Below are 18,851 nucleotides of genomic sequence, written 5' to 3'. Positions count from 1 at the left end.
CAGGCTAGAACTCGACCACGGGCGTGGGCGGCATGTAGCGGTCGAACACCTGCAGGAAGGGCTCGCCGCGCTCGGCCTCGTACCAGGCCTCGAAGGCGCGGAAGGCCGCAATCGGATCGGCGATCACCGGCGGATCGGCCGGCTGGCCGTCGTCCCGCACCTGCGGATGCGCCTCGGCATGGAGCGCCTCGGCAATGGGCCGCAGCCAGTCGAGCAGCGGCCGCGCGCCCTCCCCCAGTTCCGAGAGGCCGTTCTCGATCCAGCCGATGTCGCGGAACAGCGCTTCGAGCTGGCGCTCCACCGCGAGATCGCGATCGGGCTCCAGCGCCGCCACCCTCGCCATGTCGGACAATGCACTCAGGCGCCGCCAGGCGAAGGTACGCGCGCGCTCGGCCTCCCTGATCTGCGCCTCGACCGAGGCGCGCACGTTACGCTCGGCCGTTTCGGCCGCGGTGCAATCCGCCTGGAGGCGGGCGATCAGGGAGTCTGCGGCAGACGGCATGCCGGAAGTTGACCCGACCGGCGGCGCCGCCGCAAGCCTCTCGGCCTGCCGCTTTACTTTGCGTACTTGAGCTCGACCTCGGCGACGCCGGCGGCGACGTTGAGACCCACGCTGCCCTCGACGCTGACGGGCTGCAGGGTCACCTGGCCGCTGCCGCCGCCCACGAGCACGTTGGCGCCGACGCCGCCGCCCACGGTGGCCTGCGCCGTCGCGCCGACATAACCGCCCGTCAGCGCGCCCGGCGCAATGTTGCCCGGCGCGAAGACGAGCCAGACGATCTGGGATTCCTTGGTGAAGCCGATATCGACGCCGTAGCGCTTGATGGCGCCCGTGTACTTCTCGCCGACACCGTCAGTCCGCGCGAAGATGCAGTCGAGGTCCTTCGACGAGCCGAAGATGAAGCCCATGCCGCCCGCGACCTTGCAGGTGAGCGAGCCGACATTCGCGCCGGACTTGCCGGTCGCCTGCGGCGTGCCGGGGGCAGCCGGAGTCTGTGCCTGGGCGGCCACGCCGAGGCCAGCCACGAGAGCAGCAGCCGCAACAGTCGTCACTATGGATCGAAGCATGTCGGCATCCTTTCGAGGGTTGAGAGTCAGTCTTCCTTTTTTGCCCGCTCGATCGCCTCGAGAATCTCGGTGAGGCCGACGGAGTAGACAACTCCCTGCTTGTTCATCTCGTGCCGGATCGTGCGGATGAGGCCGGCCTTCCGGATCATGAGATTGGCCAGCGCGATCTTTGCGTCCTCGTTCGTCACGTCGTCCTCTTGGACCTTTCGGCCCATCCTCGTCTTGCTGGCCTAGTTGTTCTGGCCGCGGGCCTTCAGGACGTAACCCGTCGCCCGGAAATCCGTATCCTGACGGATGGCTGCCGTCACGACCGGGTCCCTGTGCGGGTTGCTGCTGGCGATCAGGGCATCCGTCTCGGCCTGGCAGTTCGCACTGACGGTTCGGCCGGCACTCGACGCGTCAGACATATCGACCGCAAAAGGTGCCGCCTGCCTCTGGAGACAGGCATCACGCGCCTCGTATGTCTTGCCGACCGCTTTCACGGTCCAAGGCTCCGAATACTGCTGGTTCACCGAACAGGCCGCCAGCGACAGCAGGGCGACGAGGATCAATGTACGCATCGGGGGACGAGACTCCAGAAGAACAAACAGAATGGCGGAAGAGAGTGGGAGTCGAACCCACTAAGAACCGGCTAACGGCCCTCTCTGGCTTTGAAGGCCAGCCGCCCCACCGGGAGCGCTTCCCCTCCGGGGCGGATGATTCACCAGAACCGATGCCGTGTCACCTGTCATACTGGGATGAAATTCTCCAAGGGATTCAAGACCATGACCATCGAATTGAAGTACGTCATCGCGAATGTCTCAGACCTGCCGGCAGCCGTCGCCTTCTGGCGCGACACCGTCGGTCTGAGGCTCAAGTTCGAGACCCCGGAATGGGCCGAATTCGACACCGGCACGACCCGGCTGGCCCTTCAGCCAGCATCGCCGGCAAATCCGGCAGGGACATGGCAGCCGGGCCTGCGTGTTTCCGATCTTGCCGCCAAACGCGCCGAGCTCTCCGCACGAGGCGTGAACATCGGCGGCGCGCCGCATGAGGAGCACGGCTTCCTGCTGTCCCTGTTCAGCGGTCCCGACGGCGCGCCCGTCAGCCTGAGCGGACCCGTCGCTAAGCCGTAGACGGCGGACCGTACTGTCCCGCCTTTTGTGGCACCGCGCGGCGCAGATCGCCGCGGCGGATCGTGATGCCATGGCGGTCGAAGAATTCCAGGATCTGGATTGCCAGCTTACGGCCATTGTCCAACTCGTCGCGGAACTCGGCGGCGCTGAATTCGTGGTCGAAGCCATTGGCAATACCGATCATCTCCGCCACCACCGGGCGCAGGAAGAAATGGTCCGGCGCCACCTCCACGACCCTTCCCAGCTTCGAGAGGCGCTGCAGCAGCCGGCGCGTGTCGGCCTCCGGCGCATTGTAGGCCTGTGCGAAGTCGCGGACGCGCGGCGGTTTGAAGCGATCGCGCGTCAGGTCGGCTGAGATCTTCTGCCACAGGGCTTCATCGCGTGAGCCGAGCTTCAGCGAATGGCCGGGCAGGCGCAGGAAGGCACCATCGACGACGACGGTCTTGCTGCGGATCTCCTGGTCGAGCAGTGCCTTGAACACCGGCGCCGGCCAGCGGCGCCTCAGCGTTACCCGTAGCCGTTCCGCCTGCAGCCCTGGCGCATCGGCCCTCGTTTCGTGGAAGGTCTTGAGCGTATCGACGATGTCCTTGCGCGAAGCCTCGAGCGTCTCGGCCAGAAAGCCGAAGCCTTCGAGCTTCTGCCCGCCCGCTGCCTGGAGAAGCTTCTCGACCTCGGCCGGCCTCAGGTTGCGCGACAGGCCGAAGCGGCCGAGATCCACGAAGCCGCTCTCCAGACGCAGCAGCCGTGACATGATCATGCCGTCCGTCTCGGCAAGCGCGGCCAGCTCCAGCAAGCGCCTTTCGGCGCGCCGGTTGCGCGGCGGCCCAAACGGATCGATCACCGCCGCACCCGCCATCGTGCGCGTCGCGGACGGATCGCGAAGGATGACCCGGTCGCCTGCGAGCGCGCCGACCTTCTCGTCGAGGACGATCTGGGCGAGCGCCGTGTCGCCCGGCGCCAGTTTCTCGCCTTCGAGCAGCGCCACGCGGCCCATCACATGCGCCGATCCGAGATGGACGTGGACTGGCGACCAGTGCTTCAGCGGCTGGGCTTCCGAGGCGAGCAGGCTCAGCCGGACGTCGATGCGGTCGGTCGGGGCATGAAGCTCGGGACTGACGACCCATTCGCCGCGCTTGATCGCATCCTTGGAAAGCCTGGGACCCGCGAGGTTGAGCGCGCAGCGCTCGCCGGCACGTCCGATCCCGGCGGGCCGGTTCTGGGCATGCAGCGAGCGCACGCGGGCTTCGATGCCCGACGGCGTCAATAGCAGGCGGTCGTCGACCTTGATTTCGCCGGCATGGACCGTGCCGGTGACGACGACGCCGGCACCGGACAGCACGAAGCAACGATCCACCGCCAGCCGCGCAAAACCCGCCGCGCCCTTGCCGCTCTCGCCGAGGGAGAGGAGCTTTTCCTTCAGCTCGTCGAGCCCCTGCCCGGTCACCGCCGAAACCGGCACGATCTCCGCGCCGCGCAGGGACGTGGTGGAGAGCAAGGTCTCGATCTCGGCCATCCGCTCCAGGAGCTGGTCGTCGTTGGCGAGGTCGGACTTGGTGAGGGCCACGATGCCGCGGTCGAGGCCCAGCAGGTCGAGGATCTGCAGGTGCTCCACGGTCTGGGGCTTGATCCCTTCGGCCGCCGACACGACGAGCAGCGCCGCATCGATGCCAGTGGCGCCGGCCAGCATGTTGTGCACGAAACGCTCGTGGCCGGGCACGTCGACGAAGCCGAGCTGGCGGCCGTCGCCGAGGTCGCTGTAGGCGTAGCCGAGGTCGATCGTGATGCCGCGCGCCTTCTCTTCCTTGAGACGATCGGCATCGACGCCGGTCAACGCCTTCACCAGCGCCGTCTTGCCGTGATCGATATGGCCCGCGGTCCCGACGATCATGTCAGGGGCTCCCCGGCGCGGCGCTCAGCCTCGGCGCGCTGCGACGGCTTGGCGTGGGCCTGGGCCTCCTTGAGGAAGCCGGCCGCCAGCTCGCCCGCGCCGTTCGCCTCGGCCCGCCTCAACCAGTGGAGCGCCTCCACCACATCGCGCTCGATACCCTTGCCGGCGAGATAGGCCGCCCCGAGCATCGCCTGTGCCTCGGGATGGCCAAGTCGCGCCGCACGTGCCCACCAATCCACGGCCGCCGCCGCGTCGCGCTCGACACCCAGCGCGTTGTGATGGATGTCGCCCAGCCGCGCCATCGCTGCCGCACTGCCGCTGGCCGCCGCCTTCTCCGCCCAGAGACGCGCGCCGGCGTAATCCAGCGGACAGCCGCCCCCCACGAGCTTCATCCACGACAACATGTCCTGTGCTTCGGGATCACCCTGCTGGGCGGCTTTCTCGTAGAGCCGCGCGGCCTCGGCATGATCCTGCGGCACGCCCCATCCTTCGTAGTGGCAGAGGGCGAGATTGCGCTGGCCACCAGCATCGCCCTGCCCGGCAGCCCGCCGCAGCCACTCGACCGCCTTGGCATGATCCTGCTCGACACCGCGCCCCTGCAGGAAGGCCGCGCCCATGTTGCTTTGCGCCCTCGCATGCCCCTCATGGGCGAGCGGCGCCCATAGGTCGAGCGCGACGCCATGGTCGCCGGCCTTCCAGGCAGCCAGTGCCTCCGACATCCGTTGCTCCGGCGGCGGGGTGCGATCGAGCAGTCTAGCCAGCCACGACATGAAGCTTGTCCAGTTGGGCGACGAAAACCGACTCCTCGTCGAGCGTGCGCAGATCGAAGTAGAGCGTGCCGTCGCTGATGCGGCCGATCACGGGGATGGGCAGGCGGCGAAAGACGTCGGCGATCGCGTCGAGTCCCTTGGCCCTGACCGCAATCGCGAACGACGGCAGCAGGTCGACGGGGAGCGCGCCCGAACCGATCTGTCCGCGCACCTCTGCGACACTCACATTCGCGGCGGTCCCCAATGCGGCCTGCACCAACGGCAGCAGCCGCTCGGCGACTGCGCGGATCTCAGCCGCCGGCCGCGCGAGGGCGCGGATGGTCGGGAGGCGTTGGGCGAGCTTCGCCGGATCGGCGTACAGCCGCAGCGTCGCTTCGAGGGCCGCAAGACGCACCTTGTCGAGTCGCAGCGCCCGCTTCATCGGGTTTTTGGCAATGCGCTGGATCAACGGCTTGCGGCCGACGACGAGGCCCGCCTGCGGGCCGCCCAAAAGCTTGTCACCGGAGAAGGTGACGACATCCACTCCGGACGCGATGGCTTCACGTGCGGTCGGCTCATGCGGCAGGCCCCAGGCTTCGAGATCGGCGAGGGTACCACTGCCGAGATCCTCGATCAGCGCCACGCCCTTTTCGCGGGCCAACGGCACCAGCTCGGCGGCCGCGACCGATTTCGTGAAGCCCTGGATCGAGTAATTCGAGGGATGGACCTTCATGATGGCCGCCGTATCGGGACCGATCGCTGCTGCATAATCCTTGAGATGCGTGCGGTTCGTCGTGCCGACCTCGACGAGGCGGCAGCCAGCGCGCGCCATGATGTCGGGGATGCGGAAGGCGCCCCCGATCTCGATCAGCTCGCCGCGCGACACGATGACCTCGCGGCCAGCGGCCAGCTCGCTCAGCACCAGCAGCACGGCGGCGGCGTTGTTGTTCACCGCCGTCGCGGCCTCGGCGCCGGTCAGGCGGCAAAGCCATGGTGCGATGTGATCGTCGCGCTCACCGCGCGCGCCGCCATCCAGATCGTATTCGAGCGTGGTCGGCGAGCGCATCGCCTCGACCGCTGCGGCAATGGCCTCCTCAGCCAGAACGGCGCGACCGAGATTGGTATGCAGCACGGTACCGGTGAGGTTGAACACGCGACGCTGCGAGGGCTGCAGAAAGGCACCCAGCTTCGACGCGCACCACGGGACGCAGGCCGCTTCGGTTGCAACCTCGGCGGTGCCCCGCTTGGTCTCGACCCACGCCCTCAGAGCTTCGATGACCAAAGGCCGACCGGCGCGCTCGATCAGCGGCGCCAGCGTGGGCCACGAGGCCATGCGATCGATCGACAGGGGACGGATTTCTGAGGCGCCATCGGCGCGGTCGGCACGCGACACGGGTTTGTTCCTACCAGAGAGAGGCCGGACATCCTGTCCGCCGGCACCCAACCATGGCTCAGGCCCAACGGCCGATCAATCAATTCTCCGGCCGCTCCATCATCCCCAGCACGAAGGGATTGGGCACGCGCGAGAAGCCCTCCTCGCCCACCAGCACGTCGAGGCCGAGCGAGGCCAGGTCGTCGGCCAGCGGTTCGAGGGCACGGGCCTTCTCGAGATAGAAGACCTTCGAATAGCCCTGGCAGACCTCGCAGCATTCGGCACGGAGATAGGCAGTGCCCGCCAGATTGCGGAACGAAATCTTGTCGGTGCTGCCGCAGTGCACGCAGCGCACCCGCGTGTAGCGCCACGACGTGGCGCACAGCGAACAATGGAGGTGCCGGTGGCCGAACTTGGTGCCGCCGGGCGAGACGAGACCCGACACGGCCGGCGATCCGCAGGCCGGGCATTCGCCGCTTTCGGTCTCACCGGCCAGATCGCCGGCATCGAGCAGCGCCGCCATGCGAGTCCACGCGACCTGCAGGGCTGCCGCCACGAACACGGCCTGCGCGGCTTCCCCGGTTGCGACATCGCCGCCGAGAAAGCGGTCTGCGAGCGATTCCAGTGAAGCCTGGTCCGCCTGCAGAAGTGCCTCCCGCGCTGCTCGCGCCGAGTCCGGCAGGACCTCGAGCTCGATCGTCTCCAGGATCCGGGTCAGCGCCACGCGCCAGCTTTCGTCACGAGACCAGATCGAGGGGTCGAGCGGTGCGCGCTGGACGAGCCGCGCCTTCGTGATCTCGGCCGTCCCGGGCAGCGAGCCCGGCGGCAATCCCTCCAGTGCCTCGTGCTGCACCGTCACCAGCGCCGCGATCAGGCGCAGGAAACCTTCGAGATCGTGACCGGGCGCCAGCGCCAGAAGACGGGCAGCTCGGCGCTGGAAGACCGTCGACAGATCGGGCAGCCGAATGCGCTCGCCCTCGGCGGCGGCGCCGAGGATGTTCTCGCCGAAGGCAGATGCGGGATTTTCGGGACTGGAACTCAGGACTTGCCGACTTCCTGGCGGAACCACTTGCGATGATGCTTCCAGGCCCAGCCGCCGCTGACGGAGCCCCGCGTCATGGCGCTCAGCGTGCCCTTGACCCAGATGGCGGCATAGACGTGCACGATCCAGATCAGGATGGCGCCGATGGCGCAGAGCGCGTGGACCACCGCCGAGAGACGCTTCTGGTCGATCGTCGTGTAGGACGCGAAGTAGGTATCCCACAGCACGAAGCCGCTGCCGAGCAGCAGGAGGATCAGGATCGACTGGCCCCAGAAGACCAGCTTCTGGCCGGCATTGTACTTGCCGATCTCGGGCAGCCCCTCCTCCCTGTCGTTGATCACCGCGCCGAGGTTCTTCATCCAGATCGTGTCGTCACGGTTCCAGAAGTTGAGCGTGAAGAAGCGGAGGAACAGGCCGAGGAAGCTGACGGCCAGGACGACGCCGATCCAGGGATGGATGGCGCGCGTGATCTGGCCGCCGCCGAACAGGTAGGTGAGGAAGTAGAGAGAGGGATGGAACAGCGCCATGCCGCTCAGCGCCAGCAGGATCAGCGACACCGCCGTGACCCAGTGATTGATGCGGGCGGCCGTCGTGTAGCGACTTACCGGCTTGGTATGCGCGGTCATGCCTTCTCACTCCCAGCCACCTCAGCGGCCTTCTCCTCGTCATGCTCGGTGACCCGGTTGGGCCCCTTGGTGACGTAGTGCATGAGGCCGAAGGCGCCGGCGAAGGCGATGGCTGCCAGCGACAGCGGCTTCATCACGCCCTTCCAGATACCCACCAGCGGACTGATCTGCGGATTGTCGGGCAGGCCGGCATAGAGCGACGGCTTGTCGGCATGCTGCAGCACGTACATGACGTGTGTGCCGTTCACACCCGGCGGATTGTAGAGCCCGGCATTCTGGTAACCGCGCGACTTCAGGTCGGTAATGCGCTTGCCGGCATGGGCGATCATGTCTTCCTTGGTGCCGAAGTAGATCGCCTGTGTCGGGCAGGCCTTGGCGCAGGCCGGCGCCTGGCCGACCACGACACGGTCGGAGCAGAGCGTGCACTTGTAGGCCTTGCTGGTGACCTGCGAGATGCGCGGGATGTTGAAGGGGCAGCCCTTCACGCAGTAGCCGCAGCCGATGCAGTTGTCCGAGATGAAGTCGACGATGCCGTTGGTGTACTGCACGATGGCGCCCGGCGCCGGGCAGGCCTTGAGGCAGCCCGGATCGTCGCAATGCATGCAGCCGTCCTTGCGGATCAGCCATTCCAGGTCGTCGCCGTGCTCATACTCCGTGTAGCGCATCACGGTCCACGAGGCGGTCGTGAGATCGGTCGGGTTGTTGTAGGTGCCGTCGGTGTAGCCGATCGGCTGGTCGAGCTGGTTCCACTCCAGGCACGCGGTCTGGCAGGCCTTGCAGCCGATGCACTTGCTGACGTCGATCAGCTTGGCAACGGGAACCGCGGCCGGCTTGCCGGCGGCGGGCGCCGGCACGCTGGAAGCGGACCGGCGGCGGAGATCGAGGGCTTGCATCACTGACATCTCACCCTCCCCGATCACGCCACGGCCGGCTGCGACGCCGGCGGGGTGGTTTTCTTCACGTCGACCAGGAACGCCTTGTATTCCGGCGTATTGGTGCTGGCGTCACCGACCGGCGGCGTCAGCGTGTTGAGCGGGTAGGATTTCCGCGTGAGCCCGATGAAGCCATAGTGGATCGGCAGGCCGACCACGTCGCAGGGCTTGCCGTCGACCATGATCGGACGGATGCGCTTCGAGACAGACGCCTTGGCCTTGATCATGCCCCGCTGGCTCGAGACCTCGACCCAGTCGCCGTTCTTGATGCCCTTGGCCTTGGCCAGCCTCTCACCCATCTCGACGAACATCTCCGGCTGGACCACGGCATTGTCGTGCACATTCTTGGTCCAGTAGTGGAAGTGCTCGGCGAGGCGATACGAGGTCGCCACGATCGGGAACTTGTCGGGCGTGCCGAACGACTTCGTATCCGCGGCGAACACCCGGACCACCGGATTGGTGGTGACCTTTGGGTGCAGCGGATTGACGATGAAGGCGTCCATCGGCTCGTAGTGCTCGGGGAACGGCCCATCCGGCATGGCGGTGCGGCTGAACAGCCTCGCCGTGCCTTCCTGGTTCATGATGAACGGGCCGACCGACTTGTCCGGCGCGACGGTGGGTGCGTAATCGGGCACGTCGCCGCCAACCCAGCGCGAGCCGTTCCAGGTGATGTATTTCTTGCGCTCGCTCCATGCCTTGCCCGCCGGATCGGCCGAGGCGCGGTTGTAGAGGATGCGGCGGTTGGCCGGCCACGAGAAGCCCCAGTTCGGATGGATGCCGAGACCGGTCGGATCGCTGGCATCGCGGCGCATCGCCATGTTGCCGGCCTCGGTATAGACGCCGGTGTAGATCCAGCAGGCGCCCGACGTCGTGCCGTCGTCGCGCATGACCGCGAAGCCCGGCAGCAGTTGGCCGGCCTTCAGCATCACCTTGGAGGGATCGGCCGGATCGGGCAGATCCGCCAGCGCATAGCCGTTGATCTCCTTCAGGAGTTCCACCGGGTCGGGGTGCGCCGGCTTGGCGTAGTTCCATGTCGTGTTGACGATGGGATCGGGGAAGGCTCCGCCTTCCTTCGAGTAGAGCGCACGCAGGCGGCTGTGCAGGTCTGCGATGATCTGGATGTCGCTGCGCGATTCGCCCGGACCGTCCACCGCCTTCCAGTGCCACTGGATGACACGGCTGGAGTTGGTGAAGCTGCCCTCGTCCTCGGCATAGGCCGTGGTCGGAAGCTGGAAGACCTCGGTCTGGATTGCCTTGGGATCGACGTTGTTGAACTCGCCGTGGTTTTCCCAGAAATGCGCCGTCTCTGTCTCCAGCGGGTCGATGATGACCAGCCACTTGAGCTTCGACAGGCCCGCCTGGACCTTGGCCTTGTTGGGCGCGGCCATCATGACGTTGAGGCCCTGGCAGAACAGGCCGTTCATCTGGCCGCCCGCCATCATGTCGACCATCTTCAGCACGTCGTAGGCCGTGTCGAACTTGGGCAGGTAGTCGTACGCCCAGTCGTTTTCCTTGGTCGCCGCGGCGCCAAAGAGGCTCTTCTGCTGGCTGACGAAGAACTTCCCGTAGTTCTGCCAGAAGCTCGTCTGGCCCGGACGGATCGGCTTGAACCCGCGCGACTTCATGTAGTCGGCGTAGGTCGTCTCCTTTTCCGTCGGCAGCACCAGATAGCCCGGCGTCGACGTCGACAGCAGGGCGAAGTCGGTGATGCCCTGGACGTTGGAATGGCCGCGCAGGGCGTTCACGCCGCCGCCCGGGATGCCCATGTTGCCCAGCAGGAGCTGGATCATGGCCATGCTGCGGATGTTCTGCGCTCCGGTCGTGTGCTGGGTCCAGCCAAGCGCGTAGAGCGAGGTCATCGAACGCTCGCCGTTGGCGGTCGTCGCGATCAGCTCGCAGACCTTCAGGAACTTGTCCTTGGGCGTGCCGCAGATGCGCTCGACCATCTCGGGCGTGTAACGCTCGACATGGGCCTTCAGCAGGTTGATGGCACAGCGCGGATTCTGCAGGGTCTCGTCGACCTTCGCCATGCCCTGTTCGTCGAACTCGTAGTCCCACGTGGAGCGGTCGACGTAGTTCTTCTTCGACTCGTCGTAGCCGGTGAACAGCCCGTCCTCGAACTTGAAGCCTTCCTTCACGATGTACGAGGCGTTGGTGAACGACTTGACGTATTCCTGGTGGATCTTGCCGTTGCCCAGCAGGTAGCGCATCAGGCCGGACAAGAAGGCGATGTCGGTTCCCGGCCGGATCGGCGCATAGAGATCCGACACCGCGGCCGAGCGCGTGAAGCGCGGATCGACCACGATCAGCTTGGCGCCGTTGTTCGCCTTCGCCTCGACCACCCACTTGAAGCCGCAGGGATGGGCCTCGGCGGCATTGCCGCCCATGATCAGGACGACATCAGCGTTCTTGATGTCGTTCCACGAGTTCGTCATCGCACCACGTCCGAATGTGGGGCCAAGACTGGCCACCGTCGGTCCGTGTCAAATTCTGGCTTGATCCTCCAAGGCCAATATCCCGGTAGATCGGATGGCCTTGTAGGTGAGATAGCCCGCCTCGTTGCTGCACGAGGAGCCGGCGAAGAATCCGGTGGTAAGCCAGCGGTTGACCGTGACCCCGTCGCGGTTCTTGGTGATGAAGTTCTTGTCGCGGTCTTCCTTGGCGAGCTTGGCGATGCGCTCCATCGCGAAATCCCAGCTCACGCGCTCGAACTTGTCGGAGCCCGGTTTGCGGTGCATCGGGTATTGGAGGCGGTTCGGGCTGTTCGCGAAGCCGAGCGACGCCGCGCCGCGCGCGCAGAGCGTGCCGCGGTTGATGGGATTGTCCGAGTCGCCCTCGATGTGGATGACCTTGGCCTTGCCGTCCTTCGTGCCCTCCGACGACGAGTAGACGAGGACGCCGCAGGCCACGGCGCAGTAGGGGCATGTATTGCGGGTCTCGGTCGCCTTTTCGAGGCGGTAGGGCCGCACGCCGGCGGCAAGACCTTCGCCCGCGCCCATGAAGCCCAATGCACCAACGGAAGAGGCGGCGAGGCCGGCGGCGCTCACCTTCATGAATTGCCGACGTGTGACGGCCATGTTTCGCTCCATCCCAACGACGCCCGCGAGGCAGTTGACCGCCTCTTTTTCCTCATTGCGTCCCGTAGAGTGAAACTCGGCAGAGGCCGTGAATCAACCGGTATTTCGAGTATAACTGAAAGTTGAGGGCCTACCCCCGCGTGCAGGCCCGGGCATCCCCGCCCCTTTCAGGGCTTCGGCTGGAATCCCCAGGTCTGCGCCAGAATTTCACCCATCCGCGCGGCGATGATCCGATTGCCGAGGCTCTCGTTGGCGGCATCCCGGGCGTAATGGATGTGGTCGGCGTAGATCGTCGCCTTCTCCCCGGCAAAAATCTGTGTCAGGTCGTAAACGGGTGCGCCGCCGTCGCGCAGGGTCATGAGCCCCGTGACGATGTTCTTGTAGATGTCGCGATAGGAGAGATCGCCCACGACGCGCTTCTCCTCCTCGGTGAGTTCCTTGCCGATCGCCGGCGCCGGCTGGATGAAGTAGGCCGACTTCACGTTGTTGTCGCGCGCGACCGCGAACGTGGCCCTCACGTACTTCTTGTAGAGCTCCAACTGGACGTCGAAGGCGAGCTTGTGGTTCCGCTGGATGTCCTCCGGCAGGTGGAAGATGCTGTTCAGCGTGGTCTTCTTGGTCGACTTGAAGATGTCCTTGCCCTTGGCGGCCTGTTCGATTCCCCTCACCACCATGTAGGCGGCGTGCGAATGGCCGAGGATCGGATTCAGCGCCAGAGTGCCGGCGATCCGGCCCATCACCCAGCCGACCGCCGCGTCGCCGAAATTCTCGTCGGCGACGAACGGATTGACATCGAGGAAGTTGCTGAGCGGCCGCTCCAGGCGTTCGCTGAAGCCCGGCCAGAAGAAATAGTGCTCGTTGAATCCGCCGAGGACGGCGACCGCATCGACCGACGAGGCGTAGAGAGTGAAGAGAATGAACGGCTGCGGCTCTTTCCAGGCGCCATCACCGCCGTTCAGGACCAGGAACGGCTTGCCGTTCGGGCTGATGTACTTCTTGTTGAGTTCTTCCTCGAGATAGCGCGGCGCGGGCGGCGCTGCATTCTGCCCGAGCTGCGACGCCACGGAGCCGCCGGTCAGCATCACGACATAGCGGTCGGTGGGCTTGAGGACCGGATAGTCCGGGCCGAAAAGCCCGACATTGTTGACCCACGGCAGGCCGCACGGCGGGTTGGCGTGGTGCACGAAGCCGACATAGGGATGCGGAAAGAGCGTGTCGACGTAGCGGCACGCCGTTCCCTTGGTAGCGTCACGTACATAGGTGTTCTGTGTACGCTCGAACAGCTCCGTCGCCGGCGTATATCGGCCGTCTTCGAGATACATCCAGGCGATCGCCGTGACTTCGAGCGCGGCGAGCGAAAGGACAACTCCGAAAAGGATGGAGATCCAGCCGAAAATGCGCTGCTTCATCTCCCCGCCCGTTACTTCCTCGTTGCCTGGATGGCCTGCCAGACGCGTTGCGGCGTCGCCGGCATCTGAATGTTCCGCACGCCGAGCGGCCACAGAGCGTCCATGATCGCGTTCATCACGGTGGGCGTCGAGCCGACCGTCCCGGATTCTCCCACGCCCTTCGCGCCGATCGGGTTGCTCTTGGCCGGTACCGTGTCGTCGAGCTGGTTGTTGAATGTCGGAAATGTGCCAGCCCGCGGCATCGCGTAGTCCATGAACGAGCCGGTCAGGAGCTGGCCGCTCTCGCGATCATAGACGTTCTCCTCCAGCAGCGCCTGCCCGATGCCCTGGGCGCAGCCGCCATGGATCTGGCCGAACACGATCGGACGGTGCAGCGGCTTGCCGACATCGTCGACCGTCGTGTAGCGCTTGAGTTCGACCATGCCGGTGTCGGGATCGATCTCGACCTCGCCGACATGGGCGCCGTTGGGCCAGGCGATGCCGTCGACCGTGTTCACGTTCTCGATGAAGATGCGCTTGTCCGGCTGCTTCGCCGCCAGCTCGCCGAGGCCGATGCCGCGGTCGGTGCCGGTGATGGTGAACCGGCCGGCCGAATAGACGATGTCGGCGGTGGCCGCTTCCAGCGCGTCGGCCGCCAGTTCCTTGCCCTTGTCGACCAGCTTCTCGCTGCCGCTCAGCACCGCCGAGCCGCCGATATAGGCCGAGCGTGAGCCCATCGAGCCGACACCGCCGACACGATCGGAATCGCCCATGGCGATCTCGATCTGGGACGGATCGATGCCCAGCAGCTCCGAGGCGAGCTGGGTAAAGCTGGTCTGCAGCCCCTGTCCCATGCCCTGGGTGCCCATCCAGATCACGACCTTGCCGTCTTCCTTGACCTCGTAATGCGCCATCTCGTTCATCACGTTGGCCGAGGTCCATTCGACGTAGGAAGCGAGGCCACGGCCATAGAGCTTGCCGCGCTTCTCGGCCTCGGCCTTGCGCGCCGCGAAGCCGTCCCAGTCGGCCGCCTCGAGCGTCTTGGTGAGGAAGAGATTGAAGTCGCCGGAATCGTACTTCTCGCCCATCGCCGTCGTGTAGGGCATCTGCGAGGGCTTCACGAAATTGCGCCGGCGCAGCTCGGCCGGATCCATGCCAATCTGGCGCGCCGCCGTGTCCATCATGCGCTCGAGGTTGAAGATGCACTCGGGGCGGCCGGCGCCGCGATAGGCGCCGATCGTGGCGGTGTTGGTAATGACGCAGGTAATCCGGAGATCGATCAGCGGAACGTCGTAGGTGCCGGTCGTCACCTTCGGGCCGACGAACAGCGGGATGACCACGCCGCCACGCGACGGATAGGCGCCGATATTGGCGAAGGCCTCCATGCGCAGCGCCAGGATCCTGCCATCCTTGTCGAAGGCCATCGAGGCCTTGTGGAACTGGTCGCGGCCGGCGGTCGTGGCGGCGAATTCCTCGCCGCGCTCGGCACGCCAGCGCACCGGGCGCTTGAGCACCTTGGCCGCCCACACGGCCACCGCCTCGTCCGGCTGGATGCCGACCTTCATGCCGAAGCCGCCGCCGATATCGCGCACGACGACGCGCACCTTGTCCTTGGGCATCTTCAGAATGACGTCACACAGCGTGTCGCGCGTGACCGACGGGTTCTGGCTGCCGATATGGACGATCAGCCGGTCGTTCTCCCACTCCGCCATCACCGCGCGCGGCTCCATGGCGTTCACGATCAGCCGCTGGTGCACGATGTCCAAGGATACGACGTGGGCGGCGCCTTTGAAGACTTCCTCCGCCTTGGCATGGTCGCCGAACTTGTTGTAACCGGCGACGTTGCCCGGCGCGCCCTGCCAGACTTGGGGTGCGCCAGGCTTCAGCGCATCCTCGATCTCGGTGACCGATGGAAGCTGCTCGTACTCGATCTCGACCAGTTCGACGGCATCCTGGGCCTGTTCGCGTGTGTCCGCCACGATGGCCACGACGGCCTCGCCGACATAGCGCACCACCTCGTGGGCCAGGGACCGGCGCGGGGTCATCTCGGGCTTGCTGCCGTCGGCTGCCGGGAACATCGCCGGGAAGGCGAAATTGCCGACGCCGTCCTTTTCCATGTCGGCCCAGGTGTAGACCGCAACCACGCCCGGGGCTGCCTTGGCCGCTTCCGTGTCGATCTTCAGGATTTTTGCATGGGCATGCGGAGAACGGACGAGAACCACATGCGCCTGGTTCGGACGCGAGAGGTTGTCGGTGAAGCCGCCCGTGCCGGTCAGAAGCCGGTCGTCCTCGACACGCTTGATGTACTGAGCCTTGCCAAACACCGCCATACGCCACTCCCGCCACGAATTCCCATCCGGATTGGCCGGACTATAGCGGCGAAGCGGCGTCCCACAAGTCAGCGCGACGGATCGTCCCCCAGCTCAGTGACGTAGGCTGGGCATCTCGGGCAGCGGCACGATCCGGATTCCGGCCGCCTCGAGGCCCTCGCGGACGGCCTTGGACACGGTCACCGCCGTCGGCCCGTCGCCGTGCACGCAGATGGAATCGACCTGGCAGGGGATGCGTTTCCCCGAAGTGGAATAGATCGCCTGTTCGTCGACCATGCGGCGGACATGCTCGACCGCCTTGGCCGGGTCCTTGATCATCGAATTGGCTTCCTTGCGCGGCGTCAGGAAGCCGGCATCCGTATAGGTGCGGTCGGCGAAGACTTCCTCGGCGACGCGCAAACCGTGCTTGCGGGCGGCCTTGCCCTGCTCGGTGTTGGCCTGGGCGAGGAAGATCAGGTCCCGATCCACGGCCCGGGTTGCGCGGGCGATCGCCTCGGACATTTCCGGGCTCTCAGCCGACATGTTGGCCATCATGCCGTGAGGCTTCATGTGGGTCACCTTGGCGCCGTGGAGGGCCGCGATCGCCTGCAACGCCCCGATCTGGTAGGCGATGTTGGCCTCCAGCTCCTTGATCGTGAGGTTGATGACGCGGCGGCCGAAGCCCTGCAGGTCGGCGAAACCCGGATGGGCGCCGATCGACACGCCGTTCTGCGCGCAGAGCTTCACCGTATCCATCATCACGACCGGATCGCTGGCATGGAAGCCGCACGCCACATTGGCCGAGGCCACGATCTTCAGGACCTCCGTATCGTTGCCCATCACCCAGGGGCCAAAGCTCTCGCCCAGGTCCGAATTGATGTTGACGTGTCCTGCATTGGTCGCGGCGGCCATGGGAGACTCCCTCAATCTGAGACGCTATCCTAGCAGATGTGAGCGTTCGATACCTATCCTGCGGCGATACCGCCTTCACCGTCGAATTCGGCAACGAGATTTCCCCCGAGATCAATGGCCGGGTCATGGCACTCCACGCCGCGATCAGCCTGGCCCGCGAGGGCGGCGAGATTGCGGGCGTCGTCGAGACCGTCCCCACCATGCGGTCCCTGATGGTGACCTACGATCCCCTTGCGACCTCCCGCGCCAATCTCCAGCCCAAGGTCGATGCGCTGATCGCCCGCGGCCTGCCGGCCGACGCCGTGAGCCGCCAGGTCACCGTACCGTGCTGTTACGACGATCCCGAATTCGCGCCCGACCTGGCCGAGGTCGCGGAGCGTGCGAAGAAGACGCCGGAACAGGTGATCGAGGCCCACCTCGCCTCGCCTTTCAAGGTCTATGTGCTGGGTTTCATGCCGGGCCTCGCCTACGTGGCGGGGCTCGACCAATCCCTGTTTCTACCCCGCCGCAGCCAGCCGCGTGTGCGGGTGCCACGCTCTTCCGTCGCCATCGCCATGGACATGACGACGATCTATCCGTTCGAAAGTCCCGGCGGCTGGCACCTGATCGGCCGCACACCGCTGTGGATGTTCGACAAGCGCCGCGAGCAGCCGGTCTTCCTGTCACCCGGCGATTCGCTCACCTTCGAGCGCATCGACCGCGAGAACTTCGACCGCATCGCCGGTGAGGTCGAGGCCGGCACGTTCGACTGGTCGAGCCTGGTGAAAAGCAAATGATCGCCGGATTGAAGGTCGTCCGCGCCGGCCTGTTCGACACGCTGCAGGATCTCGGCCGCACCGGTTTCATGGCGCTGGGCATGCCGACCGCCGGCGCGATGGACCGGATCGGCCTCGGCCTCGCCAATGCGCTGGCCGGCAATCCCGCCAACACCGCCGGGCTCGAGATCGGAGTCATGGGGCCGGACCTGCTGGTCGAGGCCGACAGCGTGCACATTGCGCTCGTGGGGCCACTCTCGCCCGCGCTGATCGAAGGACCGGATGCCGCAGCGAAGCCGCTGGAGTCCGACCGAAGTCACCTCCTGAAGCGGGGCCAGATCCTGCGTGTTGGCATGATCGAGGGATCGAGCACGGCCTACCTTGCCGTGGCCGGCGGCTTCGACCTGCCGGCCTTCATGGGCAGTCTTTCGACCTATTCACGGGCCGGCATCGGCGGCTTCGACGGTCGCAAGCTCGCGGCGGGCGACCTGCTGCCGCTGGCGCAGGCGGCCGCCGCCGCGGGCGACGAGCGCAAGCTGGCGCAGCCGTTTGACTATGGCAGCGGACCGCTGCGCGTGGTGTGGGGACCGCAGGAGGACTATTTCAGCGATGAGGGCCGCCGCACCTTCGTCGAGTGCGAGTATCGCGTTTCCAAGGAAGCGGATCGCATGGGCATCCGCTTCGAGGGACCGACGATCGCCCACGCGAAGAGCGTCGACCACGGCGGCGCCGACATCATCTCCGACGGCATCGCGCCCGGCGCCATCCAGGTGCCCGGCGCCGGCCTGCCGATCGTGCTGCTGGCCGATCGGCAGACGGTCGGCGGCTATCCGAAGATCGCCACAGTTGCGTCGGTCGACCTGCCGCGCCTCGGACGCCTGCTGCCGGGCCAGACCGTGCGCTTCGCAGCCATCACCGTCGAGGAAGCCGAGGCCCTGCGCCGCGACCAGGAGGCCAGGCTCCAGCGCGCCATCGCTGGATTCGTCGCGGCGCGCCCACCGGGCGGTATCGACCTGGCCCGGCTCTACGAAGAGAACCTGATCGACGGCGTCGTTTTCGATCAGCCGTGGAGCGCGACCTCGAAGCCTTCTTCGGCCGAAGGCGGCACGAAGTAGCTTGTAAAGAGATCGAACTCGGCATCGCTGGCGTTGAAGGCGTGCGTGCCGGCGGCGTTGCGGGCGCGCAGCCGCGCCTTGCAGACCTCATCCGGCACGTCGAGAAGGTGCAGTCGGTAATCCGCACCGGCCCGCTCGAAGAGGCTGCGCATCCACTGGCGACTGGCCGGCGTATTTGCAGGAAAGTCCAGTACCACTGACAAGCCCGCTTCCAGCAGAGCCACGACATGGTCGCCCATCACCTCACGCAGGCGGCGTGAGTTGCGCACATAGTCCTCGATCGTCTTCTGCTCATCCTTGTAGAGACAGGCGAGCCATACATCTTCGCTGATGCGAATCGTGCCCGCGCGCTCCGCCAGCCTGGCGGCGAGCGTCGACTTTCCGGCGGCGATCTTGCCGCAGATCATGTGGAGCGTCGCCTGTCCCTGCTCTGCCGTTTCGTCCATCGGTCGGCTCCCCCGCGAAAGCCGCTTTACTGTAGCCGGTCCGGGTCTTCGTTGGTA

18 protein-coding genes and 1 tRNA gene are annotated in these 18,851 nt (G+C 66.1%); 3 read left to right on the top strand and 16 right to left on the bottom strand.

Translation table 11 applies throughout. The annotated features are described in order from the left end of the window. Positions 1-4 precede the first annotated feature (4 nt). From EPO41_RS27145 to EPO41_RS27125, 5 genes are all read right to left on the bottom strand, one after another. Positions 5-502, bottom strand: a complete 498-nt coding sequence (locus EPO41_RS27145; RefSeq protein ID WP_296332184.1) for a hypothetical protein — start codon at positions 500-502, stop codon at positions 5-7. Positions 503-555: 53 nt separating this feature from the next. After that, positions 556-1,068, bottom strand: a complete 513-nt coding sequence (locus tag EPO41_RS27140) for a DUF992 domain-containing protein (RefSeq protein WP_296332183.1) — start codon at positions 1,066-1,068, stop codon at positions 556-558. 26 nt (positions 1,069-1,094) lie between these two features. Continuing rightward, on the bottom strand, positions 1,095-1,256 hold the full coding sequence (locus EPO41_RS27135) for a hypothetical protein (protein ID WP_296332181.1): 162 nt from the start codon (positions 1,254-1,256) through the stop codon (positions 1,095-1,097). A 42-nt stretch (positions 1,257-1,298) separates the two neighbouring features. Continuing rightward, positions 1,299-1,628: a hypothetical protein gene (locus EPO41_RS27130; protein ID WP_296332178.1), complete on the bottom strand. Its 330-nt coding sequence runs from the start codon at positions 1,626-1,628 to the stop codon at positions 1,299-1,301. Positions 1,629-1,660: 32 nt separating this feature from the next. Continuing rightward, positions 1,661-1,756, bottom strand: a tRNA-Sec gene (locus tag EPO41_RS27125). 76 nt (positions 1,757-1,832) lie between these two features. Here EPO41_RS27125 and EPO41_RS27120 point away from each other — a divergent pair. Beyond that, positions 1,833-2,183: a VOC family protein gene (locus EPO41_RS27120; protein ID WP_296332176.1), complete on the top strand. Its 351-nt coding sequence runs from the start codon at positions 1,833-1,835 to the stop codon at positions 2,181-2,183. On the opposite strand, the gene selB is transcribed toward EPO41_RS27120, so the two are convergent. The 10 genes from selB to EPO41_RS27070 all read right to left on the bottom strand — a co-directional run bounded on the left by selB (position 2,173) and on the right by EPO41_RS27070 (position 16,478). After that, complete coding sequence (gene selB / locus EPO41_RS27115) at positions 2,173-4,071, bottom strand: selenocysteine-specific translation elongation factor (RefSeq protein ID WP_296332174.1); 1,899 nt, start codon at positions 4,069-4,071, stop codon at positions 2,173-2,175. The two genes, EPO41_RS27120 and selB, sit on opposite strands and share 11 nt — an antisense overlap. Continuing rightward, positions 4,068-4,841: a tetratricopeptide repeat protein gene (locus tag EPO41_RS27110; RefSeq protein WP_296332172.1), complete on the bottom strand. Its 774-nt coding sequence runs from the start codon at positions 4,839-4,841 to the stop codon at positions 4,068-4,070. The genes selB and EPO41_RS27110 overlap by 4 nt, the downstream gene beginning before the upstream one ends. Next, positions 4,825-6,153: an L-seryl-tRNA(Sec) selenium transferase gene (gene selA, locus EPO41_RS27105; RefSeq protein ID WP_296332224.1), complete on the bottom strand. Its 1,329-nt coding sequence runs from the start codon at positions 6,151-6,153 to the stop codon at positions 4,825-4,827. Before selA ends, EPO41_RS27110 begins: the two co-directional genes overlap by 17 nt. A 139-nt stretch (positions 6,154-6,292) precedes the next feature. After that, a complete protein-coding gene (fdhE, locus tag EPO41_RS27100) occupies positions 6,293-7,261 on the bottom strand; it encodes a formate dehydrogenase accessory protein FdhE (RefSeq protein ID WP_296332170.1) in 969 nt (322 codons plus the stop codon). After that, positions 7,231-7,860: a formate dehydrogenase subunit gamma gene (locus EPO41_RS27095; RefSeq protein WP_296332168.1), complete on the bottom strand. Its 630-nt coding sequence runs from the start codon at positions 7,858-7,860 to the stop codon at positions 7,231-7,233. Before EPO41_RS27095 ends, fdhE begins: the two co-directional genes overlap by 31 nt. Next, positions 7,857-8,762 (bottom strand): formate dehydrogenase subunit beta, encoded by a 906-nt coding sequence (gene fdxH, locus EPO41_RS27090; RefSeq protein ID WP_296332164.1) that lies wholly within the window; start codon positions 8,760-8,762, stop codon positions 7,857-7,859. The genes EPO41_RS27095 and fdxH overlap by 4 nt, the downstream gene beginning before the upstream one ends. A gap of 14 nt (positions 8,763-8,776) precedes the next feature. Further along, the gene (gene fdnG / locus EPO41_RS27085) at positions 8,777-11,869 is read right to left on the bottom strand and encodes a formate dehydrogenase-N subunit alpha (protein ID WP_296332162.1); all 3,093 of its coding nucleotides are present in this window, start codon (positions 11,867-11,869) and stop codon (positions 8,777-8,779) included. A 167-nt stretch (positions 11,870-12,036) separates the two neighbouring features. Next, positions 12,037-13,278, bottom strand: a complete 1,242-nt coding sequence (locus EPO41_RS27080; RefSeq protein ID WP_296332160.1) for a hypothetical protein — start codon at positions 13,276-13,278, stop codon at positions 12,037-12,039. Positions 13,279-13,289: 11 nt separating this feature from the next. Further along, on the bottom strand, positions 13,290-15,587 hold the full coding sequence (locus EPO41_RS27075; RefSeq protein ID WP_296332158.1) for a xanthine dehydrogenase family protein molybdopterin-binding subunit: 2,298 nt from the start codon (positions 15,585-15,587) through the stop codon (positions 13,290-13,292). A 93-nt stretch (positions 15,588-15,680) separates the two neighbouring features. Continuing rightward, entirely contained in the window at positions 15,681-16,478 is a 798-nt protein-coding gene (locus tag EPO41_RS27070) for a 5-oxoprolinase subunit PxpA (RefSeq protein ID WP_296332156.1), read from the bottom strand. A 38-nt stretch (positions 16,479-16,516) separates the two neighbouring features. On the opposite strand from EPO41_RS27070, the gene pxpB reads away from it, so the two are divergent. Both pxpB and EPO41_RS27060 read left to right on the top strand, forming a co-directional pair. Next, positions 16,517-17,254 carry a 5-oxoprolinase subunit PxpB gene (gene pxpB, locus EPO41_RS27065; RefSeq protein ID WP_296332154.1) on the top strand — a complete coding sequence of 246 codons (738 nt, stop codon included), beginning with the start codon at positions 16,517-16,519 and terminating at the stop codon, positions 17,252-17,254. Beyond that, on the top strand, positions 17,251-18,348 hold the full coding sequence (locus EPO41_RS27060; RefSeq protein WP_296332152.1) for a biotin-dependent carboxyltransferase family protein: 1,098 nt from the start codon (positions 17,251-17,253) through the stop codon (positions 18,346-18,348). The genes pxpB and EPO41_RS27060 overlap by 4 nt, the downstream gene beginning before the upstream one ends. Here the strand turns inward: EPO41_RS27060 and EPO41_RS27055 are convergent. Further along, complete coding sequence (locus tag EPO41_RS27055) at positions 18,294-18,794, bottom strand: ATP-binding protein (protein ID WP_296332151.1); 501 nt, start codon at positions 18,792-18,794, stop codon at positions 18,294-18,296. The two genes, EPO41_RS27060 and EPO41_RS27055, sit on opposite strands and share 55 nt — an antisense overlap. Positions 18,795-18,851: the final 57 nt, after the last annotated feature.

Source organism: Reyranella sp. (assembly GCF_004297265.1).
Taxonomy (GTDB): domain Bacteria; phylum Pseudomonadota; class Alphaproteobacteria; order Reyranellales; family Reyranellaceae; genus Reyranella.
This window is presented reverse-complemented; position numbering and strand designations above follow the sequence as displayed.

Coding starts and splice junctions, on each gene's coding strand:
- EPO41_RS27145 (WP_296332184.1), bottom strand. CDS start 502: ATGCCGTCTGCCGCAGACTCCCTGATCGCCCGCCTCCAGGCGGATTGC.
- EPO41_RS27140 (WP_296332183.1), bottom strand. CDS start 1,068: ATGCTTCGATCCATAGTGACGACTGTTGCGGCTGCTGCTCTCGTGGCT.
- EPO41_RS27130 (WP_296332178.1), bottom strand. CDS start 1,628: ATGCGTACATTGATCCTCGTCGCCCTGCTGTCGCTGGCGGCCTGTTCG.
- EPO41_RS27120 (WP_296332176.1), top strand. CDS start 1,833: ATGACCATCGAATTGAAGTACGTCATCGCGAATGTCTCAGACCTGCCG.
- selB (WP_296332174.1), bottom strand. CDS start 4,071: ATGATCGTCGGGACCGCGGGCCATATCGATCACGGCAAGACGGCGCTG.
- EPO41_RS27110 (WP_296332172.1), bottom strand. CDS start 4,841: ATGTCGTGGCTGGCTAGACTGCTCGATCGCACCCCGCCGCCGGAGCAA.
- selA (WP_296332224.1), bottom strand. CDS start 6,153: ATGGCCTCGTGGCCCACGCTGGCGCCGCTGATCGAGCGCGCCGGTCGG.
- EPO41_RS27095 (WP_296332168.1), bottom strand. CDS start 7,860: ATGACCGCGCATACCAAGCCGGTAAGTCGCTACACGACGGCCGCCCGC.
- fdxH (WP_296332164.1), bottom strand. CDS start 8,762: ATGTCAGTGATGCAAGCCCTCGATCTCCGCCGCCGGTCCGCTTCCAGC.
- EPO41_RS27080 (WP_296332160.1), bottom strand. CDS start 13,278: ATGAAGCAGCGCATTTTCGGCTGGATCTCCATCCTTTTCGGAGTTGTC.
- EPO41_RS27075 (WP_296332158.1), bottom strand. CDS start 15,587: ATGGCGGTGTTTGGCAAGGCTCAGTACATCAAGCGTGTCGAGGACGAC.
- EPO41_RS27070 (WP_296332156.1), bottom strand. CDS start 16,478: ATGGCCGCCGCGACCAATGCAGGACACGTCAACATCAATTCGGACCTG.
- EPO41_RS27060 (WP_296332152.1), top strand. CDS start 17,251: ATGATCGCCGGATTGAAGGTCGTCCGCGCCGGCCTGTTCGACACGCTG.
- EPO41_RS27055 (WP_296332151.1), bottom strand. CDS start 18,794: ATGGACGAAACGGCAGAGCAGGGACAGGCGACGCTCCACATGATCTGC.